The sequence below is a fragment of the Pseudomonas sp. LBUM1649 genome, from assembly GCF_059716155.1.
Window position 1 is genome coordinate 6109456 of record NZ_CP166807.1, and the last position, 14257, is coordinate 6123712.

Annotated in this window: 11 protein-coding genes; 8 read left to right on the plus strand and 3 right to left on the minus strand. The window is 58.8% G+C overall.

The window, feature by feature from the left end:
- The first annotated feature begins 56 nt into the window (after nt 1-56).
- The 3 genes from ACA058_RS28380 to rarD all read left to right on the plus strand — a co-directional run bounded on the left by ACA058_RS28380 (nt 57) and on the right by rarD (nt 4193).
- Nucleotides 57-1958: a PhoX family protein gene (locus tag ACA058_RS28380; protein ID WP_497636860.1), complete on the plus strand. Its 1902-nt coding sequence runs from the start codon at nt 57-59 to the stop codon at nt 1956-1958.
- 188 nt (nt 1959-2146) lie between these two features.
- Entirely contained in the window at nt 2147-3121 is a 975-nt protein-coding gene (locus ACA058_RS28385; RefSeq protein WP_497636861.1) for a serine/threonine protein kinase, read from the plus strand.
- A gap of 184 nt (nt 3122-3305) precedes the next feature.
- Nucleotides 3306-4193 carry an EamA family transporter RarD gene (gene rarD, locus ACA058_RS28390; RefSeq protein WP_497636862.1) on the plus strand — a complete coding sequence of 296 codons (888 nt, stop codon included), beginning with the start codon at nt 3306-3308 and terminating at the stop codon, nt 4191-4193.
- Between the two features lie 215 nt (nt 4194-4408).
- Here the strand turns inward: rarD and ACA058_RS28395 are convergent, their stop codons facing one another.
- A complete protein-coding gene (locus tag ACA058_RS28395) occupies nt 4409-4927 on the minus strand; it encodes a glycine cleavage system transcriptional repressor (RefSeq protein WP_497636863.1) in 519 nt (172 codons plus the stop codon).
- Between the two features lie 618 nt (nt 4928-5545).
- Between ACA058_RS28395 and ACA058_RS28400 the strand changes: the two genes are divergently transcribed.
- Nucleotides 5546-7750, plus strand: a complete 2205-nt coding sequence (locus tag ACA058_RS28400; protein WP_497636864.1) for a malate synthase G — start codon at nt 5546-5548, stop codon at nt 7748-7750.
- A 62-nt stretch (nt 7751-7812) separates the two neighbouring features.
- Here the strand turns inward: ACA058_RS28400 and ACA058_RS28405 are convergent, their stop codons facing one another.
- Both ACA058_RS28405 and ACA058_RS28410 read right to left on the minus strand, forming a co-directional pair.
- The gene (locus tag ACA058_RS28405) at nt 7813-8721 is read right to left on the minus strand and encodes an EamA family transporter (RefSeq protein ID WP_497636865.1); all 909 of its coding nucleotides are present in this window, start codon (nt 8719-8721) and stop codon (nt 7813-7815) included.
- Between the two features lie 386 nt (nt 8722-9107).
- Entirely contained in the window at nt 9108-9551 is a 444-nt protein-coding gene (locus ACA058_RS28410) for a response regulator (RefSeq protein ID WP_497636866.1), read from the minus strand.
- 253 nt (nt 9552-9804) lie between these two features.
- Between ACA058_RS28410 and ACA058_RS28415 the strand changes: the two genes are divergently transcribed.
- From ACA058_RS28415 to ACA058_RS28430, 4 genes are all read left to right on the plus strand, one after another.
- On the plus strand, nt 9805-11745 hold the full coding sequence (locus ACA058_RS28415; RefSeq protein WP_497640016.1) for a putative nucleotidyltransferase substrate binding domain-containing protein: 1941 nt from the start codon (nt 9805-9807) through the stop codon (nt 11743-11745).
- Complete coding sequence (locus ACA058_RS28420; protein WP_497636867.1) at nt 11742-12449, plus strand: 3'-5' exonuclease; 708 nt, start codon at nt 11742-11744, stop codon at nt 12447-12449. The genes ACA058_RS28415 and ACA058_RS28420 overlap by 4 nt, the downstream gene beginning before the upstream one ends.
- Nucleotides 12450-12636: 187 nt before the next feature.
- Nucleotides 12637-13155: an RNA polymerase sigma factor gene (locus tag ACA058_RS28425; protein WP_497636868.1), complete on the plus strand. Its 519-nt coding sequence runs from the start codon at nt 12637-12639 to the stop codon at nt 13153-13155.
- A complete protein-coding gene (locus ACA058_RS28430; RefSeq protein ID WP_497636869.1) occupies nt 13152-14126 on the plus strand; it encodes a FecR domain-containing protein in 975 nt (324 codons plus the stop codon). The genes ACA058_RS28425 and ACA058_RS28430 overlap by 4 nt, the downstream gene beginning before the upstream one ends.
- Nucleotides 14127-14257: the final 131 nt, after the last annotated feature.

Sequence of the window (14257 nt, forward strand, 5' to 3'; positions counted from 1 at the left end):
ACAAAAGCTTCATCGCCCACGATTAAGGTGACTGCAAAATTCGCAGGGAGCCTGATGTGAGCCTATTAGAAGAAAACCAGTCCACCGACCTCGAACAAATGGTCGGCCTCAGCCGTCGTGGCTTTATCAGCGCAGGCGCCTTGTGCGGTGCCGCCATGTTCCTCGGCGGCAACCTGCTGAGCCGCAGCGTACTGGCCGCCAGTGTCAGCGCCGGCACCAGCCAGTTGCTGGGTTTCGAAAGCATTCCCGCCGCGACCAGCGACGCGATCAGCCTGCCACCCGGCTACAAGTCTTCGGTACTGATCAGTTGGGGTCAGCCCTTGCAGAAAAACGGTCCGGCGTTCGACATGAGTGGCAATGGCACCGCCGAGCATCAGGAAGTCCAGTTCGGCGACAACAACGACGGCATGAGCCTGTTCGCCTTCCCCGATGACAACAACCGGGCGCTGATGGCGATCAACAACGAATATACCAATTACCGTTACCTCTACCCCCACGCTGGCATGCCGCAATCGGCGCAAGAAGTGCACAAGGCGCTGGCCTGCGAAGGCGTGTCGGTGATCGAGGTGCAGCGCGAGAACGGTCATTGGCAGTTTGTTCAGGGCTCGCGCTATAACCGGCGCATTCACGGCAATTCGCCGATCAATCTGAGCGGCCCGGCCGCCGGTCACGCACTGCTGAAAACCAGTGCCGATGCGCAAGGTAAAACCGTCCTCGGCACGTTCCAGAACTGCGCCAACGGCAAGACGCCATGGGGCACCTATCTGACCTGCGAAGAGAACTTTACCGACTGCTTTGGCAGCAGCGATGCCGAACAGAAATTCGATGCCGCGCAAAAACGCTACGGCGCGGTGGCGACCAGCAAAGACATCAACTGGCATCAACACGATCCGCGCTTCGACCTGGCGAACAATCCCAACGAACTCAACCGTCACGGCTGGGTGGTCGAAATCGACCCGTTCGACCCGCAATCGACCCCGGTCAAGCGCACCGCACTGGGCCGCTTCAAACATGAAAACGCCGCCCTGGCTGAAACCAGTGACGGCCACGCCGTGGTGTACATGGGTGACGATGAGCGCGGCGAGTTCATCTACAAGTTCGTCAGCCGCGACAAGATCAATCACCAGAACCCCAAGGCCAACCGCGACCTGCTGGACCACGGCACCCTGTACGTGGCACGTTTCGACGCGGGCGACGGCAATGCCGATCACCCCAAAGGCCAAGGGCAATGGATCGAACTGACCCACGGCAAAAACGGCATCGACGCAAGCAGTGGTTTTGCCGACCAGGGCCAAGTGCTGATTCACGCGCGTCTGGCGGCCAGCGTGGTGAAGGCCACGCGCATGGATCGTCCGGAATGGATTGTCGTCAGCCCCAGGGACGGTCAGGTCTACTGCACGCTGACCAACAACGCCAAACGCGGCGAAGACGGGCAACCGGTGGGCGGGCCGAACCCGCGGGAGAAGAACGTCTACGGGCAGATCCTGCGCTGGCGCACCGACCGCGACGACCACGCCTCGAACACCTTTGCCTGGGATCTGTTCGTGGTCGCCGGCAACCCGCAAGTGCATGCCGGAACGCCGAAGAGCGGTTCGTCGAACATCACCCCGCAGAACATGTTCAACAGTCCGGATGGGTTGGCGTTCGATAATGCCGGGCGATTGTGGATTCAAACCGACGGCGATTCGAGCAATGCCGGTGATTTCGCTGGCATGGGCAACAACCAGATGCTCTGCGCCGACCCGGTGACCGGGGAAATTCGTCGATTCATGGTCGGGCCGATTGGCTGCGAAGTGACGGGCATCAGTTTCTCGCCGGACCAGAAGACATTGTTTGTCGGGATTCAGCATCCGGGGGAAAGCGGTGGTTCGACCTTTCCCGAGCATCTGCCCAATGGCAAGCCGCGGTCTTCGGTGATTGCCATTACCCGTGAAGATGGCGGGATAGTCGGCGCCTGATAGAGCCTCTTCGCGAGCAGGCTCGCTCCCACAGGGTAAGCGGTGAGCCTGTGATTTGTGCCACACAGGAGATCAACTGTGGGAGCGAGCCTGCTCGCGAAGGCGTCAGTACAGTCACCACCTATCTGCGTCCGTCTGCGCTACCATGCCTGGCCGGACGCAGCAGCCTGCTGCGCGCAGGAGTCAGCATGGCCCACCCGTTTGAAACGCTCACCCCAGACCTCGTGCTCGATGCCGTCGAAAGTATCGGTTTTCTCAGCGATGCCCGCATCCTGGCGCTCAACAGCTATGAAAACCGTGTCTACCAGGTCGGTATCGAAGACGCCGAGCCGCTGATCGCCAAGTTCTACCGCCCACAGCGCTGGACCAACGAAGCGATTCTGGAAGAACACCAGTTCACCTTCGAACTCGCCGAGGTCGAGGTGCCAGTCGTCGCGCCGATGATCCACAACGGTGAAACCCTGCACGAGCACAACGGCTTTCGTTTCACCCTGTTCCCCCGCCGCGGCGGCCGCGCACCGGAACCCGGCAATCTCGATCAGCTGTATCGCCTGGGACAACTGCTCGGCCGTCTGCATGCGGTGGGCTCGACCAAGCCGTTCGAGCACCGTGAGGCGCTGGCGGTGAAAAACTTCGGCCATGATTCGCTGACGACCTTGCTCGAAGGCAATTTCATCCCCCGCAGCCTGCTGCCGGCCTACGAGTCCGTGGCCCGCGATCTGCTCAAGCGTGTGGAAGATGCCTACAGCAATACGCCGCACCAGAACATCCGCATGCACGGCGACTGCCACCCCGGCAACATGATGTGCCGTGATGAGATGTTCCACATCGTCGACCTCGACGACTGCCGCATGGGCCCGGCGGTGCAGGACATCTGGATGATGCTGGCCGGCGATCGCCAGGACTGCCTGGGTCAGTTGTCGGAATTGATGGACGGCTACAACGAATTCCACGACTTCAATCCCCGGGAACTGGCGCTGATCGAACCCCTTCGCGCGCTGCGCCTGATGCACTACAGCGCCTGGCTCGCCCGCCGCTGGGACGACCCGGCATTCCCGCGCAGCTTTCCGTGGTTCGGCACGGAGCGCTATTGGGGCGATCAGGTGTTGGCGTTGCGCGAGCAACTCGCTGCACTCAATGAAGAACCGCTGAAACTTTTCTGAACACCACCGTCCTCTGTAGGAGCGAGCCTGCTCGCGAAAAACCTGAGAACACCGCGGGGCATCAGGTTCCCCGCGTTATCGTTAACGACCATCGCGAGCATGCTCGCTCCTACATGTACCAGCACATCATGGCAAATCTCCTTACAATCCCTTCTTTTGTTAGCTGCCTAAGCAAGGATTCTGCATGCAAGCCGCCAACCCGCGTCGCGGGTACATTCTGGGCCTGAGCGCCTACATCATCTGGGGACTTTTCCCGCTCTATTTCAAAGCCATCGCCAATGTGCCCGCGGTGGAGATCATCATTCACCGCGTGCTGTGGTCGGCGCTGTTCGGCGCCTTGCTGCTGATGGTCTGGAAACACCCAGGCTGGTGGCGCGAGCTGCGGGAGAATCCCCGTCGACTGGCGATCCTGGCCCTGAGCGGCACGCTGATCGCCGCCAACTGGCTGACGTATGTGTGGTCGGTGAACAACGGGCGCATGTTGGAGGCCAGCCTCGGTTACTACATCAACCCCTTGGTGAACGTCCTGTTGGGGATGCTGATACTCGGCGAACGGCTGCGACGCATGCAATGGCTTGCGGTGGGGCTGGCGGCGGTCGGCGTGGCGCAACAGGTATGGCAAGTCGGCAGCCTGCCCTGGGTGTCGCTGGTGCTGGCATTGACCTTCGGTTTCTACGGGCTGATTCGCAAGCAGGCGCCGGTCAAGGCACTCCCGGGATTGGTGGTCGAAACCTGGATGCTGGTGCCAATCGCGCTGGCCTGGTTGCTACTCAATCCAACCGCCAGCAGCGCCCAAACTGAATTCTGGACCACCTCCGAAGCCTGGTGGCTGGTGGCTGCCGGTCCAGTGACGCTGGTGCCGCTGGTGTGTTTCAACGCCGCCGCGCGGCATCTGCCCTATACGACCCTGGGATTCCTCCAATACCTGGCGCCGACGCTGGTGCTGCTGCAGGCCGTCCTGCTGTTTGGCGAGCACTTGTCGTCCAGTACGTTGGTGGCGTTCATCTTTATCTGGGCCGGCCTGGCGGTTTACAGCATCGATGCCTGGCTCAGCCTGCGCCGTCGCAGCTGATCAAAAAACACTCAACCCTCTGCAGGCCACGTTCTCCGTGGCCTGCATCGATCCTTCCCAAGGTTATCCACAGCGTGATCCCCGCCGTTTGTGCGCAAGTCACTGAAACTGCTGGTTTTTTGATCAATCTTTGAGGAGCCCCGGCCGGCGTGGGCTGGCGGGCTGTCTCTACAGGTTATCCACAGGCAGGTGCGCGTTTAATCTGGATAACCTGATCAAGGCTCAATGCGCAGCACCAATTCCACCATCAGATCGTCCGCCAGGGTTTCCAGGCGCGATTGCAGCACGTCCAGAGACAGCGTCAACGGTACCGCCAGTATCGCTTCGGCGTGGAACAGCGGCTCGCTGCTCATGGGGGCCGGACGCACTTCAGTCACCAGGCTTTCCAGGTTTACCCCCTGCTCACTGAGCAAGCGAGTGATGTCACGCACGATCCCCGGCCGGTCATTGCCCACCAACTCCATGGCGATCGGTTTCCAGGTGCACGATTGTTCGATACCGCTTTCGGCGATCAATACGCGAATACCGTGGGTCGACAATCCTTGCAGGGCATCGACCAGTGAATCGTAGGCTTCCGCAGGTACCCCGACCCGAAGAATCCCGGCGAATTGCCCGGCCATGCGTGACATGCGGCTTTCCAGCCAGTTGCCGCCATGTTCGGCGATGCATTGGGCTATGCGCTCGACCTGCCCAGGCTTGTCCGGTGCAAAAACAGTAAGTACGAGGTGGTCCATGGCGCAGCCCTCAGGTCATGATTTTTGTTATGAAAAACCAAGTATAGGCAAGGTGCTTAGTGGGCAAGGGCTAATTGTGGTGAGGGGATTTATCGGAATGCCGCACCACCCCGTTCGGCTGCGAAGCAGTCGTAGCTTTAGCAAATGCAGTTGTCTGAAAAAATGCAGGGCCGCTTCGCAGCCCAACGGGGCGGTGCGACGTTTCGCTAAATCCCCTCGCCACAAGACACGGCAATCGTGCCAAACCACTAATCGTGTACAACTTTTTATATTTAACTGGAACAATCTCATGGTTTTTTGAGAACATCCCGATCCCCGACGTGACTGCAATGCGTCATGGGGTCGCAGAACGACGTAATTAGTCTAATTTTCACAACCGCTACTCATCATGTAGTATGCCGCAGCGCGCACTACATAACGTTGGATCGATGTCCGCCACAGGCGCAGTCGCATCCCTGAAAGCCCTGTCAGCAAGGCCCTAAAGCCGTTGATTGGTCCCCACCCAGCCGTCAGAAATGGCATGTACTGGTCGCAGGGTTTGTGGTTTAAATGGCCAGAGGCTTCATTGTTAAATTGAAGAGCTGAAAAGCGAAATAGCTGAGCAGAGTGAGGCAAGCAATGACTGAACACGTTCAAGTCGGTGGCCTGCAGGTCGCCAAAGTCCTGTTCGACTTCGTGAACAACGAAGCCATTCCCGGTACCGGCCTCACCGCCGATAAGTTCTGGGCCGGTGCCGACAAGGTCATTCATGACCTGGCGCCGAAGAACAAAGCCCTACTCGCCAAACGCGATGATTTCCAGGCTCGTATCGATGGCTGGCACCAGGAGCGCAAAGCTCTTGGGACAGCTCAGGTGCACGACGCCGTGGCCTATAAAGCCTTCTTGCAAGACATCGGTTATCTGCTGCCAGAAGCGGCCGATTTCCAGGCAACGACACAAAACGTCGATGAAGAAATCGCCCGCATGGCCGGTCCACAGCTTGTGGTGCCGGTGATGAATGCCCGCTTCGCGCTCAACGCTTCGAACGCCCGCTGGGGTTCGCTGTACGACGCGCTCTACGGTACCGACGCCATCAGCGAGGCTGATGGCGCGGATAAAGGCAAAGGCTACAACAAGGTTCGCGGCGACAAGGTCATCGCCTTCGCCCGTGCCTTCCTCGACGAAGCGGCGCCATTGGCGGCCGGCTCCCACGTCGATTCGACAAACTACAAAATCGTTGACGGCAAACTGGTCGTCGCCCTCAAAGGCGGCAGCGACTCGGTTTTGAAGAGCTCTGGCCTGCGCAGCGACGCTCAGCTGATTGGTTTCCAGGGCGATGCCTCGGCACCGACGGCGATCCTGCTGAAGAACAATGGCCTGCATTTCGAAATCCAGGTCGATGCCAGCACTCCGGTCGGCCAGACCGACGCTGCCGGTGTCAAAGACATCCTGATGGAAGCCGCACTGACCACCATCATGGACTGCGAAGACTCCGTCGCTGCCGTCGACGCCGATGACAAGGTGGTGATCTACCGCAACTGGCTCGGCCTGATGAAGGGCGACCTGTCGGAAGAAGTCGCCAAGGGCGGCAAGACTTTTACCCGCACCATGAACGCCGACCGCACCTACACCGCCGTCGACGGCAGCGAACTGAGCCTGCATGGTCGTTCGTTGTTGTTCGTGCGCAACGTCGGTCACCTGATGACCATCGACGCGATCCTCGATAAAGATTGCAACGAAGTACCGGAAGGCATCCTCGATGGCCTGGTGACTTGCCTGGCGGCGCTGCACAACCTTAACGGCAACACCTCGCGCAAAAATACCCGCACCGGCTCCGTCTACATCGTGAAGCCGAAGATGCACGGTCCTGAAGAAGCGGCGTTCACCAACGAGCTGTTCGGGCGCATCGAAGATGTGCTGGGCCTGCCACGCAACACCCTGAAAGTCGGGATCATGGACGAGGAGCGCCGTACCACGATCAACCTCAAGGCCTGCATCAAGGCTGCCAGCGAGCGCGTAGTGTTCATCAACACCGGCTTCCTCGACCGCACCGGCGACGAAATCCACACCTCCATGGAAGCCGGCCCGATGGTGCGCAAGGCCGACATGAAGGCGGAAAAATGGATCGGCGCCTACGAGAACTCCAACGTCGATATCGGCTTGAGCACCGGCCTGCAAGGCCGTGCGCAGATCGGTAAAGGCATGTGGGCGATGCCCGACCTGATGGCGGCGATGCTGGAACAGAAAATCGCTCACCCGCTGGCGGGTGCCAACACCGCGTGGGTGCCTTCGCCGACCGCCGCTGCGCTGCACGCGCTGCACTACCACAAGGTCGACGTGTTCGCCCGTCAGGCCGAATTGGCCAAGCGTGCCCATGCGTCGGTGGACGATATCCTGACCATCCCGCTGGCAGTGAACCCGCAGTGGACCGCCGAACAGATCCAGAACGAACTGGACAACAACAGCCAGGGCATTCTTGGTTATGTGGTGCGCTGGATCGATCAGGGCGTTGGTTGCTCGAAGGTGCCGGACATCAATGACGTCGGCCTGATGGAAGACCGTGCCACGCTGCGTATTTCCAGCCAGCACATCGCCAACTGGCTGCGTCATGGCATCGTCACCGAAGAACAAGTGATGGAAAGCCTCAAGCGCATGGCGCCGGTGGTAGACCGTCAGAATGGCAACGACCCGCTGTACCGTCCGCTGGCACCGAACTTCGACAGTAACATCGCCTTCCAGGCGGCAGTCGAACTGGTGGTGGAAGGCACCAAGCAGCCGAACGGCTATACCGAGCCGGTTCTGCACCGTCGTCGTCGCGAGTTCAAGGCCAGGAACGCGCTGTAAAAATAGCCTGCTCGACAACAATCCCCCGACCTAACGGCCGGGGGATTGTTGTTTCTGACCCGTTATTTCCTGTGGCGCGAGGCGCTTTCAGTGATGCAGTTCGCGATTTTCGGTGCACACATGAACAGGGCAATACCCAGGACCGTAAGCACGAGGGCAAACAGTTTCTCGCCCCCAATGGGTTCGTCGAGCACATACCAGGAGGTCACGATGCCGGATATCGGAATGATGATCGACAACGGGGCAACCTGGCTCGCCGGATATTTTCTGATCAAGCGGTTCCATGCCCAATAACCGAAAATCGTCGCCACATACGCCTGAAACAGGATGGACAGCAGCACCGGGGCGTTGAAGTCCGTCAACAACGCCTGAAAAGGCGCAGACCCCTTAGCCCAGTAAGTCATCAAGTACAGCGGCGGAATTGCATACAAACTCGACCAGACGACAAAGGAAAAGATGTCGATTACCTTGCTTTTCTTGATCAGGACATTGCAAAGACTCCAGCACAAGGCTGCCAGCAGTATCAGAAACAGACCATGGCTCTGGCCCTGCGTCTCGGTCACATGAATAATGAACATCAGCCCCACCAATGCCAGGAGAATTCCTGCCACTTGTATCCCCGACATTTTTTCGCCGAACAACATTACCCCCCAGATGACCGTAAAAAAGGCACTGAATTGCAGGAGCAAAGAAGTCACACCGGCACTGACTCCAAGAAACATGCCATAGTTCATCAGCCAGGACATCCCGACCCCAAACAACACACCATATAGAGCGATAGTTGGAGAACTGATGTTTTTCGGCTTGCGAACGAAGAACACCAACGGAAATGCACAAAAAGTAAAACGCAACGCAGTCAGCATAAATGGGTCTATACCATCGAGACTGATATCAATGAGCGAGTAGTTACTTCCCCACATGACAGTCACTAGGAGAATCAGGAGCAGGTCGCGCAAATCCATTTTTATCATGTTGTTTCCTGATTATCATTCACACGCATGCAACCCAGGAAAGTCGAACTTCCTGGTCAAGCTACAGTTTTTTTTCAGCAGCATGAGAACAAGCGCTCGTTCAATAACGCCCCTCAGGGAACTCGTTTCTATGGGCGTAAATTTCAGCGTGGAATAATTAATTATTATTTTTTTTAATTTAATTGAAACAAACGGCGACTACAAACAGCCATCCGTATTTCAATCCTCAGGAAGATATCTGAAACTGCAGCCGCCACTGCCAGTCATTTATGAATGGATATTTCTCAACCCAGGCAGACAAACTTAATTACACCCAGCAGAAGCAAACTCAACTCATATACGCCTGCTCCTGGGTTTATAGGCAACTATCATTTACAAATCTTTGGTTACTCAATCCCCAACTCATGCTTGACCAGCGCTAACAGCTTGTCGGTATCAATCGGTTTGAGCAAAAAGTCGACCACGCTCAAATGCATCGCGGCAATGGCGTCTTTCACGTCGGCGTCGCCGGAAACGATGATGATCGGCAGCGCCGCCCGTACCGATTCCCGCACTTGTCGGATCAGATCCAGGCCATCGATATGCCCCATCCGCAAGTCGGTAATGACCAGTCCAATCGAGGGTTTCTCTTCCAACATCTTGAGGGCGCTTTCGCCACTGGCTGCCGTCATGCATCGAATGCCATCCAGCGCCAGAATCTCCGACAGCAACTCTCGGGCGTCCTTGTCGTCGTCGACGATCAGCACCCGCTGCGGCGGCAGGTCGGGTTCCAGCATGACGTCACTGAGCGCCTGGCGCTCGTCGTCACTCAAAATATCGTGGTCGGACATGGCTTACTCTACGTTTTCATTTCTATTCCCTAGCACATCCGTCAGACATCGCTAAGCAGACCTTCAATGTGCACTTCGTCGGAAGATATTCCTATAGCCAATGTAGGAGGTTTTTCCCACAGTTGCGTCAGACATTTCCCAAATACCGACACCCGAACTGCCTACCTAGACTTACGTCCAATGGGCACCCCGACCGAAGGGGTCGACCATGACTGAGTCATCCGACAACAACAATTCAAAAAAGACTGCGGTAATGGTTATGAGTAAAGCGGACGCCTTCACACAGGCAGGGAAAACCGCGGTGTTGCAGAACATCCAGGGCACTTTGCAATTCCTTCAGCGCTTCCCGCCCTTCAACCAGATGGAACACGCCCACCTGGCGTATCTGGTCGAACAATGCCAACTGCGCTTCTACGCCCCCGGCGAGAGCATCATCAAGCCTGCGGACGGCCCGGTTGAGCACTTTTACATCGTCAAACAGGGTCGAGTTGTCGGTGAACGTCCGCACTCGGCCAAGGGCGGGACCGAAACCACCTTCGAAATCACTACGGGGGAGTGCTTCCCCCTCGCCGCACTGCTGGGGGAGCGTGCGACACGCACCGAACACCTGGCCGCCGAAGACACCTTTTGCCTACAGCTGAACAAACTTGCATTCATCAAGTTGTTCGCCATTTCCGGTACCTTCCGCGACTTTGCCTTACGTGGCGTGAGCAGCCTGTTGGATCAGGTCAATCAGCAGGTCCAGCAGAAAGCCGTGGAAACCCTCGGCACCCAGTACTCGCTCAACACCCGCCTGGGTGAATTGGCCATGCGCCATCCGGTGACGTGCAGCCCAACCACGCCCCTGCGTGAAGCCGTGACCCAGATGCACGAGCAGCAGGTCGGCAGCATTGTGATAGTCAATGAACATAAAGCGCCGCTGGGGATTTTCACCCTGCGCGATTTGCGCCATGTCGTGGCCAACGGCACCGGCGATTTCAACGAGGCGATCGAGCGGCACATGACCCGATCGCCGTTTTTCCTGTCTCCAGACCACAGCGCCTTCGATGCCGCGATTGCGATGACCGAGCGGCATATCGCCCACGTCTGTCTGGTCAAGGATCAGCGCCTGTGCGGCGTGGTCTCGGAACGCGATCTGTTTTCCCTGCAACGGGTCGACCTGGTGCACCTGGCGCGCACCATCCGCAGCGCCCAGCGTGTGGAAAACCTGGTGCTGCTGCGTGGCGAGATTGGTCAACTGGTGGAGCGCATGCTGGCCCACGGTGCGTCTTCGACCCAGATCACCCACATCATCACCCTGCTCAACGACCACACCGTGTGCCGGGTGATCGAGCTGACCCTGGCCGAGAAAGGCGATCCCGGCATCCCGTTCAGTTGGCTGTGTTTCGGCAGCGAAGGGCGCCGCGAACAGACGCTGCACACCGATCAAGACAACGGCATTCTGTTCGAAGCACGGGACGCGGCCCACGCTGCCGAGATTCGCGGGAAATTGCTGCCCATCGCCCATCAGATCAACCACAGCCTGGCGCTCTGCGGTTTCACCCTGTGCAAAGGCAACATCATGGCCGGCAATCCCGAGTTGTGCCTGTCGCGGGTCGAATGGGCGCGACGCTTTTCCGCGTTCATTCGCGAAGCCACGCCGGAGAACCTGCTGGGTTCGAGCATCTATTTCGATTTGCGCGTGGTCTGGGGCAGCGAGCAAGGCTGCGAACAATTACGCCGTGCGATTCTCGACCAGGTGGCCGACAACCGCCTGTTCCAGCGAATGATGGCTGAAAACGCGCTGCGCAATCGTCCTCCCGTAGGACGTTTGCGCGAGTTCGTGCTGGCACGCAAAAATGGCGAAAAAGCCACGCTGGACCTGAAGATTCAGGGCCTGACCCCCTTCGTCGACGGGGCGCGGTTACTCGCCCTCGCCCACGGCATCGAAGCGAACAATACCCTGGAGCGCTTTCGCCAGCTGGTGGCCAAAGAGGTCATCGAGCCACTGGACGGCGCGGCGTACGAAGAGGCCTATCACTTCATCCAGCAAACCCGCATGCAGCAACACCAGCTACAGACCCGGGAGAATTTGCCCTACTCCAACCGGGTCGACCCCGACAGCCTCAATCATCTGGATCGACGCATCTTGCGTGAATCCCTGCGCCAGGCCCAACGCCTGCAAAGCAGTCTGAGCTTGCGGTATCAACTATGAGCCTGTTTTCATGGCTGCGCCCCGCCGGCCCGAGCTTGTCCGCAGACCTGCAACAACGCCTTCAAAATCTGCCGGCGGTAACCGGATTGAGTGAATGCAGCCTGCGCGAGCAGCGCTGGGTAGTGCTCGACCTGGAAACCACCGGGCTGAATATGAACAAGGACCAGGTACTGTCCATCGGCGCCGTGGTGATCGAGGATGGCGCGATCGATTTCAGTCGGCAGTTCGAGCGCACTTTGCAATGCGACGAACTCAAGCTCGGTCCCAGTGTGCTCATTCACGGCCTGGGGCCCAGTGCAATTGCTGCCGGCAGTGACCCGGCCCAGGCGTTGCTCGAATTCATGGAGTTTGTCGGCGACAGCCCGGTGCTGGCCTTTCATGCGCCATTCGACCAGCACATGCTTGGACGCGCATTGAAAGATCACCTGGGCTACAAGTTGCAGCATGTTTTTCTGGATGTGGCAGACATCGCCCCGCTGGTGTGTCCGCAGGCCAATATCCGCGAGGCCGGCCTGGACGAGTGGATCGACTGGTTCAAGCTGGAAGTCTTCAAGCGTCATAACGCCAGTGCCGACGCCCTGGCTACCGCCGAACTGGCGCTGATCCTGTTCAGCCGCGCGCGGCAACAGCAGATTCATAGCCCGTTGAACCTGCAACAGCGGTTGAATCAGTGGAAGCGGCGGCAGCAAACGCATTCCTTCTAACAGTCACGCCGTCCCGTGTAGGAGCTGCCGCAGGCTGCGATCTTTTGATCTTGATTTTTCAAAATCAAAAGATCGCAGCCTGCGGCAGCTCCTACACCCGACCAACGCCAATTGCTTTACCTCCCCCGCCTCTGACACAATCGCGAACAATTCTCGTTAGTTAACACTTCCCAATCGGTGATGCTGCGTGTCGTCAGTCCCAAGCCCCCAAAGTGAGCTCGTCGGTGCGCTATATCGCGACCATCGCGGCTGGCTATTGGCCTGGCTACGTCGCAATGTCGCCTGCCCGCAGCGGGCCGAGGACCTGAGCCAGGACACCTTCGTGCGCTTGCTCGGGCGTGAGGAACTGAAAGAACCGCGCGAGCCGCGGGCGTTTCTGGTGGCGATTGCCAAGGGCCTGCTGTTCGACTACTTCCGCCGCGCCGCGCTGGAACAGGCCTACCTCACCGAACTGATGCTGATTCCAGAAGCCGAACAACCGTCGGTGGAAGAACAGCAAATGATCCTCGAAGACCTGAAAAATATCGATCGCCTGCTGGGCAAGCTGTCGAGCAAGGCCCGTGCGGCATTTCTCTACAATCGTCTAGATGGCCTTGGCCACGCGGAAATCGCCGAGCGCCTCGGTGTATCGTTGCCACGGGTGCGCCAGTACCTGGCCCAGGGCATCCGTCAGTGCTACATCGCCTTGTACGGGGAGCCGACATGACCCCGGTCAGTTCCAAGCCGGTATCGGCGCAGGTGCTCGATGCCGCCATCGCCTGGCAACTGTCCCTGGACTCCGGCAACCCGGTGGAACGTGAAGAGTTCGCCAAATGGCACGCCGCCCACGAAGAACATGCCCGCGCCTGGCGTCAATTGGGCATGCTCGACCAGCGTTTCAGCGTCGCCAGCGGTCCGGCTCGCACCGCCCTGCTGCAATCGCGCGAAGGCATTCGCCGCCGGGTGCGCAAGCTCGGCAGCGGCCTGGCCAGTGTCGTTGCAGTGATTGGCCTGGCGCTGTTTGCCGGTGAGCGTTACCTGCCGATCGACTATTGGCTGGCCGACCAGCGCACCGCCACCGGCGAGCAACGCACGATTCGCCTGGACGATGGCACCCTGATCAACCTCAACACCCACAGTGCCGTGGACGTGCGCTTCGATGACAAGCAGCGGCTGGTCATCCTTCAGCAAGGCGAAATCCTTATCGAAACCGGTCATGGCGATGCCCGGCCGTTTATCGTTGAGACCCGCGAAGGCAGCATGCGTGCACTGGGTACGCGGTTCCTGGTCAAGCGCGAAGAACAAGGCACGCGTCTCAGCGTGTTGCAGTCCGCGGTGGCCGCCCATCCGCAATCGAGCCCTGACGAACAGATTCTGCGCGAAGGCCAGCAAATACTGATCCGCAATGACGGCCTGGGGCCGATTGCCGCGCTTAACATGGGCGCCGATGCCTGGACCCGCGGCATGCTGGTGGTGGACAACGCGCGGCTGGAAGATCTGGTGCGTGAAATCGGTCGTTATCGCCCGGGTCATCTGGGTGTGGCGCCGGAAGTGGCCAACCTGCGGATCACCGGTAGCTTCCCGCTGCAAGACACCGACCTGGCCCTGAACGCGCTGTTGCCGACACTGCCGGTGCAGATTGAGCACCATACGCAATGGTGGGTGACGGTGGCGGCGAAGACCGAGGCCAAGCCCTGATTTTATGGAGTCTGGACCGACGCCATCGCGGGCAAGCCTTGCTCCTACAAGCTTGGTGTCGTTCACAAAACTATCGAACGACACCAAACTTGTAATTGGATGGACTCGCCCCAGCCGAGGCGTCAATGCGC

What these genes read in the sequence shown, in the direction of transcription:
- ACA058_RS28420 (WP_497636867.1), top strand. Translation starts at nt 11,742, where the DNA reads ATGAGCCTGTTTTCATGGCTGCGCCCCGCCGGCCCGAGCTTGTCCGCA.
- ACA058_RS28410 (WP_497636866.1), bottom strand. Translation starts at nt 9,551, where the DNA reads ATGTCCGACCACGATATTTTGAGTGACGACGAGCGCCAGGCGCTCAGT.
- ACA058_RS28430 (WP_497636869.1), top strand. Translation starts at nt 13,152, where the DNA reads ATGACCCCGGTCAGTTCCAAGCCGGTATCGGCGCAGGTGCTCGATGCC.
- ACA058_RS28395 (WP_497636863.1), bottom strand. Translation starts at nt 4,927, where the DNA reads ATGGACCACCTCGTACTTACTGTTTTTGCACCGGACAAGCCTGGGCAG.
- ACA058_RS28385 (WP_497636861.1), top strand. Translation starts at nt 2,147, where the DNA reads ATGGCCCACCCGTTTGAAACGCTCACCCCAGACCTCGTGCTCGATGCC.
- ACA058_RS28415 (WP_497640016.1), top strand. Translation starts at nt 9,805, where the DNA reads ATGGTTATGAGTAAAGCGGACGCCTTCACACAGGCAGGGAAAACCGCG.
- rarD (WP_497636862.1), top strand. Translation starts at nt 3,306, where the DNA reads ATGCAAGCCGCCAACCCGCGTCGCGGGTACATTCTGGGCCTGAGCGCC.
- ACA058_RS28405 (WP_497636865.1), bottom strand. Translation starts at nt 8,721, where the DNA reads ATGATAAAAATGGATTTGCGCGACCTGCTCCTGATTCTCCTAGTGACT.
- ACA058_RS28400 (WP_497636864.1), top strand. Translation starts at nt 5,546, where the DNA reads ATGACTGAACACGTTCAAGTCGGTGGCCTGCAGGTCGCCAAAGTCCTG.